The following is a 16,045-nucleotide window of genomic DNA, read 5'->3' on the forward strand; positions in this document are numbered from 1 at the left end:
AACATCGAAATTTTGCGTTGTTCATATGTGGATCGTAAAACTACGCTGCGAACTATGAGCAAACTGGAAGGCAAATCAGCGATTGTTGCTGCTGGTGCCAAGAATCTGGGCGGTCTGATCAGCACGACGTTGGCTGCCAGCGGTGTCAACGTCGCCGTTCACTACAACAGTGCTGCCACCGAGGCCGACGCCGACAAGACCGTGGCGGCGGTGCAGGACGCGGGCGTCAAGGCCGTCAAGGTGCAGGGTGACCTGACGGTGCCGGCCAACGTCGAGCGACTCTTCGACACGGCAGTCGACGCGTTCGGGAGTGTCGACATCGCGATCAACACGGTGGGAAAGGTGTTGCGCAAGCCGTTCGTGGAAACCACTGAGGCCGAATACGACTCGATGTTCGACATCAATGCCAAGGCGGCGTACTTCTTCCTGCAGCAGGCGGGCAAGCGCCTGGCCGACAACGGTTCGGTGGTCACCATCGTGACGGCGCTGCTGGCGGCCTACACCGACGGGTACTCGACGTACGCGGGCTCCAAGAGCCCCGTCGAACACTTCACCCGGGCCGCGTCCAAGGAATTCGGGGTCCGCGGCATCAACGTCAACAACGTGGCCCCGGGCCCGATGGACACGCCGTTCTTCTACCCGCAGGAGACCCCAGAGCGGGTCGAGTTCCACAAGTCGCAGGCCATGGGCAACCGGCTGACCGAGATCACCGACATCGCCCCGCTCGTGGTGTTCCTCGCCGGCGAGGGGCACTGGATCAACGGGCAGACCATCTTCGCCAACGGGGGTTACACCACCCGTTAGTACGCCGAGCAGACGAAAATGTCCCCGACACGCCAAGCGTGCGGGGACATTTGCGTCTTGTCGCGCTGAAGAGTTACAGCGGGATGTTCTTGTGACGGCCGCGCCGGTGCGGGGCCTCGGCCAGGGCCTGGGTCAGCTTGCTGCGGGTGTGGGCCGGATCGATCTTCTCGTCGACCACGCCGATCTCGATGGCGGAATCCACACCGCCGGCGATCCGCTCGTGCTCGATGGCCAGCTCCTCGTGCAGCGCCTCACGCTCGTGATCCGGGGCGGCGGCCAGCTTGCGCTTGTGCAGGATGCCCACAGCGGCCTTGGCACCCATCACGGCGACCTCGGCGTCCGGCCAGGCGAACACCTTGGTGGCGTTGAGCGAACGGGAGTTCATCGCGATGTAGGCGCCGCCGTAGATCTTGCGGGTCACCAGGGTCACGCGGGGGACCGAGGACTCACCGAAGGCGTGCAGCAGCTTGGCGCCGCGACGCACCACGCCGCCCCACTCCTGGTCCACACCGGGCAGGTAGCCCGGAACGTCGACGACGACCACCAGCGGGATGCCGAACGCATCGCACAGCCGCACGAAACGTGCCGACTTCTCGGCGCTTTCGGAGTTCAGGCAGCCGCCGAGGCGCAGCGGGTTGTTGGCGATGACACCGACCGACCGGCCGGCCAGCCGACCGAGACCGACCACGATGGACGGCGCCCACTTGGCCTGGAACTCCTCGAACGGCACACCCTCGTCGAGCAGTGCCTCGATGATCGGGTGCACGTCGTAGGCACGCCGGGCCGACTCGGGCATCAGCGCGGCCAGGTCGGTGTCGCCGGCCTCGGCCTTGCTGCGATCGAAATGGCCCTGCTGGCTGAACAATCCGACCAGGCGACGGCCGCGCTCGTAGGCGTCGAGCTCGTCGTCGGCGACGATGTGGCACACACCGGATTTCTTGTGGTGGGCGTCCGGACCGCCGAGCGACACCATGTCGACGTCCTCACCGGTGACGCTGCGCACCACGTCCGGACCGGTGACGAACACCTTGCTGTCCGGGGCCATGATGATGACGTCGGTCAGGGCGGGCCCGTAAGCCGCACCGCCGGCGGCGAATCCGACGACGACCGAGATCTGCGGGATGTAGCCCGACGCCCGGATCATCGCCTCGAAGACCAGGCCGACCGCGTGCAGCGCCTTGACGCCCTCGGCCAGCCGCGCACCGCCCGAGTGCCAGATGCCGACGATCGGGCTCTGCTCCTCGATGGCGGTGTCGTAGGCGTTGACGATGTGGGCACAGCCCTCGATACCCATGGCGCCGCCCATCACGGTGCCGTCGGTGCAGAACGCAACCGTGCGAACACCGTTGACCGTGCCGGCAGCCGCCAGCACGCCAGAGCGGTCCCGCTCGTGCAGCAGCTCGACGCTGCCGTCATCGAAGAAGGTCTGCAGGCGCAGCAGCGGGTCGCGGGGGTCGAGCGACTCGGCAGCGGTTTCGGGGGCCATGATCGTCATTTAGGTCTCCTTTGAGGGAAAGCTCTGGAAGCTCAGTACTTTCCGAAGGCGAGCGCGACGTTGTGCCCACCGAATCCGAACGAATTGTTGATTGCGTACTTGAAATCACCCTGCCGCGGCTCACCGGCGACAACGTCCAGATCGATCTCCGGATCGAGGTTCTGCAGGTTGCGCGTCGCAGGGATGACGCCGTCGCGCAATGCCAGCACGGTAAGGATGGACTCCACCGCACCGACCGCACCGACGGAGTGGCCCAGCGCCGCCTTGGGCGCATAGACCGCGGGCTTGTGTCCCGCCATCGCGTTGTTGATCGCCTTGCCCTCGGCCACATCGCCGACGCTGGTGCCGGTGGCATGCGCGTTGACGTGGTCGATGTCGCTGGGCTGCAGACCCGCCAGCTGAATGGCCCGGGTCATGGCGTGACCGGCCTGCTCGCCGTTGGGGTCCGGCGCGACGATGTGATAGCCGTCCGAGGTGACGCTGGCCCCCATGATGCGGCCCAGGATGTTGGCGCCACGTGCCTTGGCATGCTCCTCGGTCTCGATGACCATCAGGGCGCCGCCCTCGCCGAAGACGAATCCGTTGCGATCCTTGTCGAAGGGCTTGCAGGCGCCTTCGGGGTCGTCGTTGGAGTTGGACAGCACGATGCGCATCTGCGCGAAGCCGGCGATCGGCACGGCTTCGATCTTGGTTTCCACGCCACCACAGATCGCGATGTCGGCCTCACCGAGCACGATCTGGCGCCAGGCGTTGGCGATGGCTTCCGAACCCGAGGCGCAGGCCGAGATCGAGGTACACACCCCGGCCTTGGCCTTGCGCTCGAGTCCGATGGCGGCCGCCGCGCCGTTGGGCATGTACATCTGCACCACCAGCGGCGACACGGCGCGCAGGCCCTTGGCCCGCATGCCGTCGTAAGCGAACACAAGCTCCTCGGCGGAACCGAGACCGGTGCCGATGGAGACCATGAGACGGCGGACATCGACGTCGGGGGAGCCCGCATTGGCCCACACCCGACGGCCGATGACCGTCGACATCTTCTGCAAATATGACAGCCGGCGCAGTTCGACCCGCGTCAGCTCATGATCGAAGTCCTCGAGCAGATGGCCGCCGATGCGAACCGGCAGGTCGTACTCGTCGACGAACGAATCAGTGAGCTTGCGGATGCCGCTCTGCCCGTCTAGCAGCTTCTTCCAGGTGCTTTCAGCATCGGTTGCCAGCGCCGTTGACATGGCTACGCCGGTGACAACCACATTGGGAAGACCATTCCCAGTGGACAATCCCGCCATATTTGCTGTGTTCTTCCCTTCCGTGTTTACCTTCCGGCGCCACCTGCTGTCAGGCGGCGCCGATCAGGCTCGGGTTGCCCGACCTCAGTACTTACCGAAGGCCAGGGCCACATTGTGGCCGCCGAAACCGAACGAGTTGTTGATGGCGTACTTGTAGTCGCCATAACGAGGCTCGCCCGCAACCACATCGAGATCGATCTCAGGATCAGGTGTCTCGTAGTTAAGCGTCGGGGGGATGACCCCGTCGCGCAACGCGAGCACAGTCAGCACCGACTCCAGTGCACCGACTGCGCCGATCGAGTGACCCAGCGCCGACTTTGGCGCGTAGACCGCGGCGCCCTGACATCCGGCAACCCGGATGGCATTGGCCTCGGCGGTGTCACCGATCGGAGTGGCCGTGCCGTGGGCATTGACGTGGTCAATGTCCTTGGCGTCCAGCCCGGCGGTCTCCAGTGCGCGCTTCATAGCGGCACCGGCGCGAACGCCGTTGTCGGCCGGAGCGACCATGTGGAACGCGTCCGAGGTGATGCCGGCACCCATCAGGCGGGCCAGCGGCTTGGCGCCACGGGCCAGGGCATGCTCCTCGGTCTCGATGATCATCATCGCGCCGGCCTCGCCGAACACGAATCCGTCGCGGTCCTTGTCGAACGGCCGCGACGCACCCGCGGGGTCGTCGTTGCGCGTCGACATGGCGCGCATCATCGAGAACGCCGCGATCGGCAGCGCCTCGATGCCGCCTTCCACGCCACCGACGACGGCGAAGTCCGCGTCGCCCATGACGATCTGGCGCCAGCCGTGGGCGATGGCCTCAGACCCCGACGAACACGCCGACACCGGAGTGATGACCCCGGCGCGGGCGCCGAGCTCAAGACCGGCGACTGCGGCCGCACCGTTGGGCATGATCATCTGAACGGCGAGCGGGCTGACCTTGCGGATGCCGCCCTCGTTCATCGCGTCGTAGGTCTCGACGATCTTCTCGCCACCGCCGAGGCCCGTGCCGATCACGACGGCGAACCGATCGGGATCGACCTCGGGCGCACCTGCGTTTTTCCACAGCCGGCGGGCCAGCACCAGTGACATGCGCTGCACGTAGGAGTTACGGCGCAGCTCGATGCGGGTCAGGTGACCGTCGATGTCGTCCACCAGGTGGCCACCGATACGCACCGGAAGGTCCCACTTGGTGACGAAGTCGTCGGTCAACTCACGGATGCCGCTGTCTCCGGCCAGGAGGCCCTTCCACGTGCTCTCGATGTCAGCAGCGAGCGCCGTGGTTGCCTCCACGGCGGTCACCACGACGTTCGGGAAGCCTCCGTTAGCAGTGGAAGGTTTGCTCATTCCGAGCCAAACTTCTCGCGCAGGGCGGCGGCAGCCTCGGGGTTCTCTTCCTCGAGCTTCTGGATGTAGGAGACGACGTCACCAACGGTGCGCAGGCCGGCCAGATCCTCATCGGGGATCTTCACGCCGTACTTGTCCTCGGTCTGAACCGCGATCTCCACCATCGACAGCGAGTCGATGTCCAGGTCGTCGACGAACGACTTCTCCGGGGTCACCTCAGACGGCTCGATGCCGGTGACCTCTTCGATGATCTCGGCGAGACCGGCGATGATTTCTTCCTGACTGGCGGCCACAATGGCTCCTTCTTGTTGTTGAAAGCGCCCTCCGGGTGCGGAGGACAATTCGGGACGTTCGGTAGGTACTGCTATTCGGTTGTCGGCGGACTTACAGCTCGTCCAAGCCGTCCAGATCGGCGGGGGCCTTGACCGCGCGGGTCGGCGTGCCCTTCAGTTCGCGCTTCGCGATGCCGACCAGGGTGCCCGCCGGCGGGAACTCGACGATCCCGGCGCGCTCGGCGCCGGAGAAACGGTCTCGCATGGTGGCGGTGCACAGATCCCAGCGCACCGGCTTGGTCAGCTGAGACACCAGCTTCTCCATCGCATCGGCGGCCGAGGCGACCGGCTGGCCGTCCGCATTCGACAGAAGTGTCGCGGTCGGCTCGGAGGTCGTTACAGATGCGGCGGCGGCCGCGTAGCCCTCCAGCGCGGAAGCCATGTAGTGGGTGTGGAACGCGCCTGCGGTCGCCAGCTGACGAACGCGGGCCTTGGCCGGCGGATCCTCGGCGAGCTTCTCCAGCGCGGCGATCGCGCCGGCGGCCACGATCTGGCCGGCCGCGTTGCGGTTGGCGGGCACCAGGTCAAGCGACTCAAGCCGGGCCAGGACCTCGGCCTCGTCGCCACCGAGCACCGCCGACATGCCGGTCGGCTCGACGGCGCAGGCCTTGGCCATCTCGGCGCCACGGGTGGCGGCCAGCTTGACCGCGTCGTCGGCGGAGATGACGCCCGCGATGGCGTAGGCGGCGATCTCGCCGACCGAATGGCCGGCCACGATGGTCTCAGCGGTCTCGGGCACGCCGCGCTTGGTCAGTTCCTCATAGGCCAGCAGCGTGGCGGCCACCACCAGGGGCTGGGTCACCGCGGTATCGGTGATCTCCTCTGCGGTGGCGGTGGTTCCCAGACGCGCCAGATCCAGGCCGCTGATCTGCGACCACGTGGCGAGGCGATCGGCGGCACCGGGCAGCTCCAGCCAAGCGGAGAGCATTCCGGGTGTCTGCGATCCCTGTCCGGGGGCAAGCAATGCGAGCACGGGTTGAGGCACGTCATTAAGAGAACACTGTGAAGATGGTTTTGTGGGGTGTAAGAGATTATGAACCTTGTCTTATGTTTTTGTAGGTTCCCCACAAAAGTGCATGTGATGCGACGTCGCCTTCACCGCAGCGAAATATGTCACTCCCGCTCAGATGTCCGGTGAGCCCGGTTCAGGCTCGTTGTCTGGAGGCATGAGCCGGGCGAATCGCCGGTATCACCGTCGTTCCGGCATCGGGCGTGCTCGGCTGGTATGCCTGTTTGCTCAATCTGCCGACCGTGGACGCGACGCGCAGCACGTAGGCGTCCCGCGGCACGGCCGGATCGCGGCCGGTGAAGTCGCCGATCCGTTTCAGGCGGTAGCGCACGGTGTTTGGATGAACGAACAATTTGCGAGCACAAGCTTCTATCGCGCCCCCGGAATCCAGGAACGCGTCGAGGGTCTCGGTGAGTGCGGGCCCGGCATCGGCCAACGGGCGCATGACCTCGGTTTCCAGTGCCGCGATCGCGGTCGCGTCGCCCAGTAGGGCCCGTTCGGGCAACAGCTCGCGCGCCGATACCGGACGAGGTGCGCCGGGCCAGCCGGCCACCGCGTTCATCCCGGAGATCGCCTCGGTGGCGCTGCGGTGGGCGGCCGTCAACGTCGGGGAGGTCGGGCCGACCACGACCGGGCCGTCGGCGAACACCGACAGCAGGTCCCCGAGAAACCGATCCGTTGCTGACAGCGGACCCGACACGATCGTGATGAGCCAGGTGCCGTGCACATCTGACAGGGCCGCCCGGTCGTTGCGCTTCACGACCTCGTGGATGTCGTCGCGGGCCAGATCCAACCGGTCCTGTCGCGGCAGCCCGACGATCACCGTGGCCGGGGCAGTGGCATCCCAGTTCAGCGCCGCCGCCTGGGACTGCAGCTCAGGTCCGCTGTCGCCGCGCACCACGGCGTCGACGACATTGGCCTCCATCCGCAGATCCCAGGCACCCCGGGCCTCGGCCTGATCGGCGTAGGCGCTGGCCGCCGCGAACGCCAGGTCCCGGCTGTAGCGCAGGATGCCCGCGGTCAGTGCGTTGAGCTGTTCCTCGGACCGGGCCAGCATCGGCACCACTTCTTCGAAGAATTCCATCGAGGTCCGCACCATCTCGACCGACTGGCGCAGCGCGATGCGGCGGCGGAGGTCCTGGGGCACCACCTCGAAGGCCTGCGCGGTGTAGCTGACGTCGCTTTCCGGATCCCGCATCCATTCGACGAAGTTGACGACGGCGGTCTGCACCACCAGCTGCACACTGGCCCGCTGCGACGCGTCGAGGTCGGAGAAGAAGTCCAGGCGCTCGGCCATGGCGTGCACGGCCTCGGTGGCCAACCGGCCGGAATACTGTTTCAACCGGCGCAGCGTCGAGTCGGGCACGCTCTCGAGGACCTCGACGGTCGACTTCGGCGGTACGAACCGCTTGTCCGGCATTCCTAAAAGCTACGCCACTTTTCTGGTGGATTCCTCCAAGCGCACTCCCGGCGGGCGGTCACTCCTTCTCATAAGAGCGACCGCCCGACCGGAGAACTCGGCTAGGCGCTGCCGGTGTCGACGTAGGACACCGCGGCGGCGAACACGTCGTCGATCTTGTACTGCTTGGCCGCCGCGATGGCCACCGAAGGATCGATCTCGCCGTCCCGGGCCAGCCCCTCCAGCGCTGCGACCACGACCGACTCGGCGTCGGTGTTGAAGTAGCGCCGCGCGGCCGGGCGGGTGTCGGAGAAGCCGAAGCCGTCGGTACCCAGCGTGATGTAGGTGCCAGGGACCCACGGCCGGATCTGCTCGGGAACGGCTCGCATCCAGTCCGACACCGCGACCACCGGGCCTGCCGCGTCGGCCAGTGCGCTGGTGACATGCGGTGTGCGGGCCGGCTGATCGGGATGGCGCAGCCGGTGTCGCTCGATCTCGACGCCCTCGCGGTTGAGCTCACCCCAGCTGGTCACCGACCACACGTCGGCGGCCACGTCCCACTCTTCGGCGAGCATGTCCGCGGCCCGCAGTGCCTCGGGCATGCTCACGCCCGAGGCCAGGATCTGCGCGGTATTCGTACGTTTTTCGGCTGCGCTGCGATACCGGTACATCCCGCGGAGCAGTGCCTCGGTGTCCAGACCGGCCGGTTCGGCGGGCTGGACGTAAGGCTCGTTGTAGATGGTGATGTAGAAGAACACGTTCTCGGCGTGCTCGCCGTACATCCGCTGCAGGCCGCTCTCGATGATGTGGGCGATCTCGTAGGCGAACGCCGGGTCATAGGTCACCGCCGCCGGGTTGGTCGACGCCAGCAGCAGCGAGTGGCCGTCGGCGTGTTGCAGACCTTCGCCGGTCAGCGTGGTGCGTCCGGCGGTCGCCCCGAGCACGAAGCCCTTGGCCATCTGATCGGCCGCGGCCCACAGGCCGTCACCCGTGCGCTGGAACCCGAACATCGAATAGAAGATGTAAATCGGGATCATCGGCTCGTTGTGGGTGGAGTACGACGTGCCCACCGCGGTGAACGACGATGTCGACCCGGCCTCGTTGATGCCCTCGTGCAGGATCTGGCCGACTTCGGATTCCTTGTAGGCCAGCATGAGTGCCGAGTCCACCGAGGTGTACAGCTGCCCGTTGCGGTTGTAGATCTTCAGGCTCGGGAACCACGAGTCCATGCCGAAGGTGCGGGCCTCGTCGGGGATGATCGGCACCAGGCGCGGGCCGATGTTCTTGTCCCGCAACAGTTCCTTGAACGTGCGCACCGTCGCCATGGTGGTGGCCACGGCCTGGTTGCCGGAGCCCTTCTTCAGCGCCTGGTAGGCGTCGGCAGCGGGCAACTGCAGCGGCGTGGACTTGTTGCGCCGGGCCGGGACGAATCCGCCCAGCGCGCGGCGCCGGTCCAGCAGGTAGCGGATCTCAGGGGTTTCCGGTCCCGGGTGGTAGTACGGCGGCAGGTAGGGATCTTCCTCGAGCTGGGCGTCGGAGATCGGTACCCGGGTGACGTCGCGGAAATCCTTGAGGTCTTGCAGCGCAAGCTTTTTCATCTGGTGCGTGGCGTTGCGGCCCTCGAAGTGGCTGCCCAGGGTGTAGCCCTTGATGGTCTTGGCCAGGATGATGGTCGGCTGGCCCTTGTGCTCCATCGCGGCGCGGTAGGCGGCGTACACCTTGCGGTAATCGTGGCCGCCGCGCTTGAGATTCCAGATCTCCTGGTCGGTCATCGGCTCGACCAGGGCTTTGGTGCGGGGGTCGCGGCCGAAGAAGTGATCACGCACGTACGCGCCGTCGTTGGCCTTGTACGTTTGGTAGTCGCCGTCGGGAGTGGTGTTCATCAAGTTGACCAGCGCGCCGTCGCGGTCGGCGTGCAGCAGCGCGTCCCATTCGCGGCCCCAGACCACCTTGATGACGTTCCAGCCGGCGCCGCGGAAGAACGACTCCAGCTCCTGGATGATCTTGCCGTTGCCGCGCACGGGGCCGTCCAGGCGCTGCAGGTTGCAGTTGACCACGAAGGTCAGGTTGTCGAGCGCCTCGTTGGCGGCCACCTGGATCAGGCCGCGGCTTTCCGGCTCGTCCATCTCGCCGTCGCCGAGGAATGCCCACACGTGCTGATCGCTGGTGTCCTTGATGCCGCGGTCATGCAGGTAGTGGTTGAAACGCGCCTGGTAGATCGCGTTCATCGGGCCCAGGCCCATCGACACCGTCGGGAACTCCCAGAAGTCCGGCATCAGGCGCGGGTGCGGGTAGGACGGCAGACCGCCGCCCGGATGGCTGTGCTCCTGGCGGAAACCATCCAGTTGGTCGGTCGTCAGCCGGCCCTCGAGGAAGGCGCGCGCGTAGATGCCGGGGGAGGCGTGACCCTGGATGAAAACCTGGTCGCCACCGCCCGGGTGGGATTTGCCACGGAAGAAGTGGTTGAACCCGACCTCATACAGCGAAGCCGACGACGCATACGTCGAAATATGGCCGCCCACACCGACTCCCGGGCGCTGAGCGCGGTGCACCATGATGGCTGCGTTCCACCGGATCCAGGCGCGGTAGCGTCGCTCGACGTCCTCGTCGCCGGGGAACCAGGGCTCCAGTTCGGTGGGAATGGTGTTGACGTAATCGGTCGACGTCAGCGCCGGGATGGCGACCCGCTTCTCGCGTGAGCGCTCCAGCAGCCGCAACATCAGATACCGGGCCCGTGCCGGTCCGGATCGCTCCAGCAACTCGTCGAACGACTCCAGCCACTCCGCGGTCTCGTCGGTGTCGATATCCGGAAGGTAGGAGGCAACTCCCTCGCGAATCACCCGTACCCGGTCGGGTTCGGCTGCGGTAGAGGAGTTTTGGGCCAGATCCTGGCGCACGAACTCGGTGGTCAACTTCCGCTCCTTGTTAGGCGGTTACTACTGACAGTGCTTGTGGCACCTTCTATCGTCCACCTATCTTGCCGCCTCCGTGCCGCTGGGGGTGGCGGTGCGCAAGTTACCCATCAGTTGCTTTCTGAACCGGTAACGTCTGCAGATCGTGCCGGTTGATGGGCAGTTTGGGGCAAAGGCGCGGATCGCCGCGTGCGCACTGGGTGGCGCCGCGGTGATCGCGATGGTCGTGGTGGGGTGTTCGGCTGTTACCGGCGGTACCGCACAAGTTGATTCGTCGGCGGCGCCCGACTATCGGGCGTCGGTGAAGGCCTCGATCGAGGAGTCCTCGGCGAGTTCGGTGACCCGCGAATCCGAACGGCAGGCCTCGTTGACCACCCGCGCCGTGCACACCGTCTGCGAGGACCTCAGCACCTCGGCCGTGGACGCGGTCAACGCCGTCAACGGCTACGTCGAAGCGGTCAACAACGGCGGGGACACCGCGGCCAAGGCCGGGCCCGCGATCGACGGGCTGAACCGCAGTGCCGATCTGGTCAGTTCGGGTCTGTCCGACGCGCTGTCGCCGGATCTGCGCGCCGCGCTGACCGAGTGGGTCGACTCGGCCAGGGCCCTCGTCGCCGCCATTTCCGGCCACGTCGGCCCGGATCAGTTCAACGCGGCGTCCACGCGATCGAACACCGCCAGAGAGGATGCGCTGAACCGATGCGACAAGGCTTACTGACGGGCCGACGGACAAAGTGGCCCGCCGGACACCCGCGCAAGTGCGTCGCCGTGCGACGATAGGTCGCAACACGCATCGCGCGCGCATGAGCGGGCGACGGACAAGTCTTGAGACAGGCTCGAAGAAAGGTAAGGAGGACCGACGGTGGTCGCGGCGGCGGGGACGGACTCAGGCCCCAACTACGCCCAGATCCTGGGGATCCACAAGGATCAGATAGTCCAGGAATTGGGTTGGGACGAGGATAGCGACGACGACATCCGGGCCGACATCGAGGAAGCGTGCGGCTCCGAGCTGCTCGATGAGGATTCGGACGAAGTCGTCGACGTCGTATTGCTCTGGTGGAGGGACGACGACGGGGATCTGGTCGACCGGCTCATGGATGCCATCACTCCACTCGCCGAGGACGGCGTGATCTGGGTGGTGACCCCCAAGACCGGCAAGCCCGGGCACGTGTTGCCCGCGGAGATCGCCGAATCGGCGCCGACGGCCGGTCTGATGCAGACCTCGTCGGCCAAATTGGGGGACTGGACGGCGAGCCGGTTGGTGCAGCCGAAATCGAAGGCCGCGGGCAAGCGAACCTGATGCTGGCTGTGGGAGCCCCGGCGCCCGATTTCACGCTCCGGGACCAGAACGGCAGGCCGATCACCCTCAGCGCGTACCGCGGTGCCAAGGACGTGCTGCTGGTGTTCTTTCCGTTGGCGTTCACCGGCGTGTGTGAAGGCGAACTCGGAGAGATCCGCGACAAGCTGCCGCTGTACGAGAACGACGACACCGCCACCCTGGCGATCTCCGTCGGACCACCACCGACGCACAAGATCTGGTCCATCGAAAGCGGATTCACCTTCCCGGTGCTGGCCGATTTCTGGCCGCACGGCGCAGTCAGCCAGGCCTACGGCGTGTTCAACGACGATGCCGGATACCCGAACCGCGGCACCTTCGTCGTCGACCGGGCCGGCAAGATCCGCTTCGCGGAGATGATGGATCCGGGCCAGCCGCGCGATCAGGCGGTCTGGCGGGAGGCACTGGCAGCGCTGCAGTCCGAGCGGGCCTGAATTTCCGGTCACGCGGTCTCGGCGTGTACCGTGCCTGCGACGGGGCGCGTAGCTCAGTGGTAGAGCTCTGGTTTTACACACCAGCGGTCGGCGGTTCGATACCGTCCGCGCCCACCAAGAAAGTCCCCAGTCCTACGACCACACCGGCTTCGCGCGTTTCAGCGTGAGTTCCTGGCCGCGCATGACCGTGTCCCCCCAGCACGACGGGTTCTCATCGGAGAACTTCATGTTGACGAACCCGGTGAGATCGGGCCGGATGACATATTTGAACGGAACGGGCCCGGTTTTCTGCGCCAGCGCGCCGGGCTTGCATGGCATGCCGGGATTGACGCGCTCGCCGACCCACGCGCCCCTGTGCCGATCTGCGGCGGAATCCCACGACAGATCCAGCTGCCATTCGCCCTCACGTTCGGGCGAATGCACCCGCAGGCACCGGGGTCCGCAGCCCGACAGGGTCCAGTCATAGGGCTCCGGCGTGGTATCGGACGAGGGTCCGGTGACGGTGTAGACGCCCGGTCGGGGCAACGGTGGAGCCGGCAACTCTGGGGCTGCGGCGGGCGGGCCGGATGACGTGAGGCCGCCGAGCGCGAATCCGATTGCCAGCGAAACGGCAATCAGGACAATGGCGTCTTTCAAAAGGGGACCTCCGAGTCGGATCATATCCACGGACTCGGCGATACCCTGCCGTACCACCCGAGTTCAGGCCCCGGCGAAGAATTCCAGGGCGATGCCGTCGGGGTCGCGGAAGCTCAGGCCCGACCCGTACGGCGCATCGACGATTCCGCCGTGGGCTATCCCGAGGGCGTCCAGTCGCTCCACCCAGGCCTCCAGGTCCGCCCGCGACGCGCAGCCGAAGCCGACGTGGTCCAGTCCCACCCGGAACTCGCTGAAACGCTCGTCGGGTGCGGGATCGCGGTGTTGATGGATGCCGAACAGGGTGCCGCCGTCCAGCAGCCACACCAGGTGGTGGAAGCCGGCGTCGGTGTCCTCGTCGAGCACCGGATCGGCGCCGAACAGCGTGCGGTACCACGGCCCGCTGACCGCCAGATCGCGGACAGTGACCGCCACATGAGCGAGCGCTGGGAACGTCATCTTCGCCTCCTCGGTCAGACCACTCGTCTGCCCAAGCGGTCACGGATCCGCATGTCCCACAGGTAGAGCTGATAACCCAACAACCACACCTCGTGTGGGATCACCCGATCTGCGGCCCGCAGGCCGGTCAACAACCACTCGAAACGCCGCTGCTGATCGGCCGTCCAGCTCATCCGCATGAGGGTGCGGAACTCGGCGGGCAGGAACCCGGCGGTAGCGAACAGGTTGAACCGCCCGGCAAGCAGTCGCAGCGGCGCGGGCAGAAACTCCATCGCGGCCACTCCGTGCAAATGCTCGCGCACCGGCGGGTCGATCCGCAGGTCCTGCAGCGACTGCTTCCAGTACGCGTCGAAGGCGTTGCGGTCCTCGGGCCACATCTCGTCGCGCACCTGCAAGGTGGTGCCCAGCGTGCGGGCGTCGGCGTAGACCGCGTCGGCGGACTCCTCATCGAGCGGTCCGTAGAGGAACTCGTGCATGTCGACGTAGTACCGGTACAGGCAGGCGGCCACCCACAGCTGCAGCCGTGGGTCGAAAGCGTTGTAGGACACCGGGCTTGATTCCCGTGAGCGGACCAGCGCGTGCACCCTGTCGATCTGGGTGCGCAGCATCGCCCGGTCGGCATCGGTGCCCATGGTGGCCGCGGCCAGATAGGTCCCGGTGGTGCGGGCCCGCTTGAACGGGTGCTCGTAGACGTTGCCGCTGTCCACCGGGCTCTCCAGGACGCCGTAACCGACGCCCGGGGAGGACAGCTGCATGATGACGTTGGCGGCGGGCAGCAGGGCCGCCGCGGGGTTGAGCAGATCGGTGACCCGGCGCGGGCGTCGTGGCGGACCCAGCCTCATGAAATCGAGTAGATCACCTTGTGAGACGCTGCCGGGGTGTTTGCGCCGAGAAGTGCCGGTATCGCCATGGGGTTCCTGGCCGACCTGCTGCTCGGTGATCCGCGCCGTGGGCATCCGGTGGCCGGGTTCGGCACTGGCGCAGCCCGGTTGGAGAAGCTGACCTACGCCGACAGTCGCGGCGCAGGTGTGCTGCATACCGGGCTGCTGCTCGGCGGTCTGGCCGGGCTGGGCTGGGCAGCGGGGCGCGGTGACCGAATGTGGGTCACCGCGGTGGCCACCTATTTCGCGCTCGGCGGTACGTCCCTCAACCGGGTCGGGCACCAGATGTCGAGGCTGCTCACCGCCGACGACGTGGCGGGTGCCCGGCGGCTTCTGCCCTCGCTGTGCGGGCGGGATCCCGCCGCGCTGGACGCGTCGGGCCTGACCCGGGCCACCGTGGAATCGCTGGCGGAGAACACCTCTGACGCCCAGGTGGCGCCGCTGTTCTGGGCGGCGATCGGCGGGGTTCCCGGCGTGCTGGTCTATCGGGGTGCCAACACGCTGGACGCCATGATCGGGCACCGATCGCCGCGGTACAACCACTTCGGTTGGGCGGCAGCCAAATTCGACGATGTACTGAATTACGTGCCGGCCCGGCTGACGGGCGTGCTGACGGTGCTGTGCGCACCGGTGGTGGGCGGTTCGCCGGCCGCTGCGCTGCGCGCCTGGCGACGCGATGCGTCGCGGCATCCGAGTCCGAATGCCGGGGTGGCCGAGGCGTCGTTCGCCGGGGCGCTCGGGGTGCGTCTCGGCGGCCCGACGCAGTACGCGCACCAGCTCGAGATCCGGCCCACGCTGGGCGACGGGCGCGTCCCTGAGGTGGCCGATGTGGCGCGGGCGGTGCGGTTGTCGCGTGCGGTGCAGGCCGCGTCGGCGGCGGTTGCGGTACTGCTGGCGGTCAGCGCCGCTTGCCGTAGCGGTCGGCGATCTTCTCCTCGCTCGTGAGCTCCCGGGCCGGCTCTTCCGAGGCGGCCTGCGCGGCCGCGCGTTCGCGCCGGCGCTGCTGGATCTCGGCGTAGACGAAGTAGCCCAGTCCCAGCGGGGCGACGATCCCGAACGCGATCCACTGGATGCCGTAGGACAGGAACGGTCCGGCGTCGAGGTGCGGCAGGGAGATCTCCCCGAGCCCGCCGGGTTGACCGGCCACCAGCTGCAGGTACGAACCGGTCAGCGGAACACCGGTGAGCGAGGAGATCTGCTCGGGGTTGATCGAATACACCTGCTGTGCACCGTCGTCGCCGCGGAACGGCTCCTTGCCCGGCAGTCGCGCTTCCGCATCACGCAAGCGCGCGGTGATCGTCACCTGGCCCGTCGGTGCGGCCGCGAACTGTGGCACCTTGTTCCCGTCGATCGGCGTGATGAAGCCGCGATTGACCAGGACCGTGGGCCCGCCGTCGACCGCGAACGGGGTGAGCACCTCGAACGCGGGCTCACCGTCGACCACGCGCAGCCGAACCAGTACCTCGCCCTTGGGAAGGTAGTGACCGGTGGCGGTGACCCGCTGCCACTGAGAGTCGGGTGCGGCCGAATCCTGCTGGGGCAGAAGGGTGGTGACGGGAACCGGATCGGCCTGCAGCGAATGGCTGATCTGGTTGTTCTCCCGCGAGGTCTTGGTGTTCTTGCCCAGCTGCCACGGCGCCAGCACGGTGAAGCACAGGTAGGCGAATGCGGCGACCACGATGAACAAGGCCACCCATTGGGGCCGCAGCAGGAAAGTCAAACGCCGCATC

The 16,045-nt window shown here is 66.9% G+C and carries 16 protein-coding genes and 1 tRNA gene; 6 read left to right on the plus strand and 11 right to left on the minus strand.

Annotated features, from left to right (window positions below; all coding sequences use genetic code 11):
• Window positions 1–54 precede the first annotated feature (54 nt).
• The gene (locus G6N57_RS17855) at window positions 55–804 is read left to right on the plus strand and encodes an SDR family oxidoreductase (RefSeq protein ID WP_077741206.1); all 750 of its coding nucleotides are present in this window, start codon (window positions 55–57) and stop codon (window positions 802–804) included.
• Window positions 805–877: 73 nt separating this feature from the next.
• On the opposite strand, the gene G6N57_RS17860 is transcribed toward G6N57_RS17855, so the two are convergent.
• The 7 genes from G6N57_RS17860 to aceE all read right to left on the minus strand — a co-directional run bounded on the left by G6N57_RS17860 (window position 878) and on the right by aceE (window position 10,572).
• A complete protein-coding gene (locus G6N57_RS17860; RefSeq protein ID WP_036449381.1) occupies window positions 878–2,299 on the minus strand; it encodes an acyl-CoA carboxylase subunit beta in 1,422 nt (473 codons plus the stop codon).
• A gap of 32 nt (window positions 2,300–2,331) precedes the next feature.
• Window positions 2,332–3,585, minus strand: a complete 1,254-nt coding sequence (gene kasB, locus G6N57_RS17865; RefSeq protein ID WP_077741205.1) for a 3-oxoacyl-ACP synthase KasB — start codon at window positions 3,583–3,585, stop codon at window positions 2,332–2,334.
• Window positions 3,586–3,669: 84 nt separating this feature from the next.
• Window positions 3,670–4,920: a 3-oxoacyl-ACP synthase KasA gene (kasA, locus tag G6N57_RS17870; protein ID WP_077741204.1), complete on the minus strand. Its 1,251-nt coding sequence runs from the start codon at window positions 4,918–4,920 to the stop codon at window positions 3,670–3,672.
• A complete protein-coding gene (gene acpM / locus G6N57_RS17875; RefSeq protein ID WP_003884427.1) occupies window positions 4,917–5,213 on the minus strand; it encodes a meromycolate extension acyl carrier protein AcpM in 297 nt (98 codons plus the stop codon). Before acpM ends, kasA begins: the two co-directional genes overlap by 4 nt.
• Before the next feature lie 91 nt (window positions 5,214–5,304).
• On the minus strand, window positions 5,305–6,225 hold the full coding sequence (locus G6N57_RS17880) for an ACP S-malonyltransferase (RefSeq protein ID WP_097926334.1): 921 nt from the start codon (window positions 6,223–6,225) through the stop codon (window positions 5,305–5,307).
• Between the two features lie 172 nt (window positions 6,226–6,397).
• A complete protein-coding gene (locus G6N57_RS17885; protein ID WP_077741202.1) occupies window positions 6,398–7,681 on the minus strand; it encodes a PucR family transcriptional regulator in 1,284 nt (427 codons plus the stop codon).
• Between the two features lie 101 nt (window positions 7,682–7,782).
• Entirely contained in the window at window positions 7,783–10,572 is a 2,790-nt protein-coding gene (gene aceE / locus G6N57_RS17890) for a pyruvate dehydrogenase (acetyl-transferring), homodimeric type (RefSeq protein ID WP_077741201.1), read from the minus strand.
• 145 nt (window positions 10,573–10,717) lie between these two features.
• Between aceE and G6N57_RS17895 the strand changes: the two genes are divergently transcribed.
• The 4 genes from G6N57_RS17895 (at window position 10,718) to G6N57_RS17910 (ending at window position 12,459) form a co-directional block, all read left to right on the plus strand.
• Complete coding sequence (locus G6N57_RS17895; protein ID WP_174814491.1) at window positions 10,718–11,290, plus strand: Rv2240c family protein; 573 nt, start codon at window positions 10,718–10,720, stop codon at window positions 11,288–11,290.
• Window positions 11,291–11,434: 144 nt separating this feature from the next.
• Entirely contained in the window at window positions 11,435–11,872 is a 438-nt protein-coding gene (locus G6N57_RS17900; protein WP_077741200.1) for a DUF3052 domain-containing protein, read from the plus strand.
• Window positions 11,872–12,342, plus strand: coding sequence for a peroxiredoxin (locus G6N57_RS17905; RefSeq protein WP_077741199.1), 471 nt, complete (start codon window positions 11,872–11,874; stop codon window positions 12,340–12,342). The genes G6N57_RS17900 and G6N57_RS17905 overlap by 1 nt, the downstream gene beginning before the upstream one ends.
• A gap of 42 nt (window positions 12,343–12,384) precedes the next feature.
• Window positions 12,385–12,459 (plus strand) — tRNA-Val (locus tag G6N57_RS17910).
• A 15-nt stretch (window positions 12,460–12,474) separates the two neighbouring features.
• On the opposite strand, the gene G6N57_RS17915 is transcribed toward G6N57_RS17910, so the two are convergent.
• From G6N57_RS17915 to G6N57_RS17925, 3 genes are all read right to left on the minus strand, one after another.
• The gene (locus G6N57_RS17915; protein ID WP_077742016.1) at window positions 12,475–12,978 is read right to left on the minus strand and encodes a hypothetical protein; all 504 of its coding nucleotides are present in this window, start codon (window positions 12,976–12,978) and stop codon (window positions 12,475–12,477) included.
• Between the two features lie 63 nt (window positions 12,979–13,041).
• Window positions 13,042–13,434, minus strand: a complete 393-nt coding sequence (locus tag G6N57_RS17920; protein WP_077741198.1) for a VOC family protein — start codon at window positions 13,432–13,434, stop codon at window positions 13,042–13,044.
• A gap of 14 nt (window positions 13,435–13,448) precedes the next feature.
• Window positions 13,449–14,276 (minus strand): oxygenase MpaB family protein, encoded by an 828-nt coding sequence (locus tag G6N57_RS17925; protein ID WP_077741197.1) that lies wholly within the window; start codon window positions 14,274–14,276, stop codon window positions 13,449–13,451.
• Between the two features lie 66 nt (window positions 14,277–14,342).
• Between G6N57_RS17925 and G6N57_RS17930 the strand changes: the two genes are divergently transcribed.
• Window positions 14,343–15,260, plus strand: coding sequence for a cobalamin biosynthesis protein (locus G6N57_RS17930; protein ID WP_234815815.1), 918 nt, complete (start codon window positions 14,343–14,345; stop codon window positions 15,258–15,260).
• On the opposite strand, the gene G6N57_RS17935 is transcribed toward G6N57_RS17930, so the two are convergent.
• On the minus strand, window positions 15,214–16,044 hold the full coding sequence (locus G6N57_RS17935; RefSeq protein ID WP_077741196.1) for an SURF1 family cytochrome oxidase biogenesis protein: 831 nt from the start codon (window positions 16,042–16,044) through the stop codon (window positions 15,214–15,216). The genes G6N57_RS17930 and G6N57_RS17935 overlap by 47 nt on opposite strands.
• Window position 16,045: the final 1 nt, after the last annotated feature.

This window comes from Mycolicibacterium boenickei (assembly GCF_010731295.1).
Classification (GTDB): Bacteria; Actinomycetota; Actinomycetes; order Mycobacteriales; family Mycobacteriaceae; genus Mycobacterium; species Mycobacterium boenickei.

Bases quoted from the DNA above. Each gene is read 5' to 3' on its own strand.
- G6N57_RS17855 (WP_077741206.1), top strand. From the start codon at position 55: ATGAGCAAACTGGAAGGCAAATCAGCGATTGTTGCTGCTGGTGCCAAG.
- G6N57_RS17860 (WP_036449381.1), bottom strand. From the start codon at position 2,299: ATGACGATCATGGCCCCCGAAACCGCTGCCGAGTCGCTCGACCCCCGC.
- kasB (WP_077741205.1), bottom strand. From the start codon at position 3,585: ATGGCGGGATTGTCCACTGGGAATGGTCTTCCCAATGTGGTTGTCACC.
- kasA (WP_077741204.1), bottom strand. From the start codon at position 4,920: ATGAGCAAACCTTCCACTGCTAACGGAGGCTTCCCGAACGTCGTGGTG.
- G6N57_RS17885 (WP_077741202.1), bottom strand. From the start codon at position 7,681: ATGCCGGACAAGCGGTTCGTACCGCCGAAGTCGACCGTCGAGGTCCTC.
- G6N57_RS17905 (WP_077741199.1), top strand. From the start codon at position 11,872: ATGCTGGCTGTGGGAGCCCCGGCGCCCGATTTCACGCTCCGGGACCAG.
- G6N57_RS17920 (WP_077741198.1), bottom strand. From the start codon at position 13,434: ATGACGTTCCCAGCGCTCGCTCATGTGGCGGTCACTGTCCGCGATCTG.
- G6N57_RS17925 (WP_077741197.1), bottom strand. From the start codon at position 14,276: ATGAGGCTGGGTCCGCCACGACGCCCGCGCCGGGTCACCGATCTGCTC.
- G6N57_RS17930 (WP_234815815.1), top strand. From the start codon at position 14,343: ATGGGGTTCCTGGCCGACCTGCTGCTCGGTGATCCGCGCCGTGGGCAT.
- G6N57_RS17935 (WP_077741196.1), bottom strand. From the start codon at position 16,044: ATGCGGCGTTTGACTTTCCTGCTGCGGCCCCAATGGGTGGCCTTGTTC.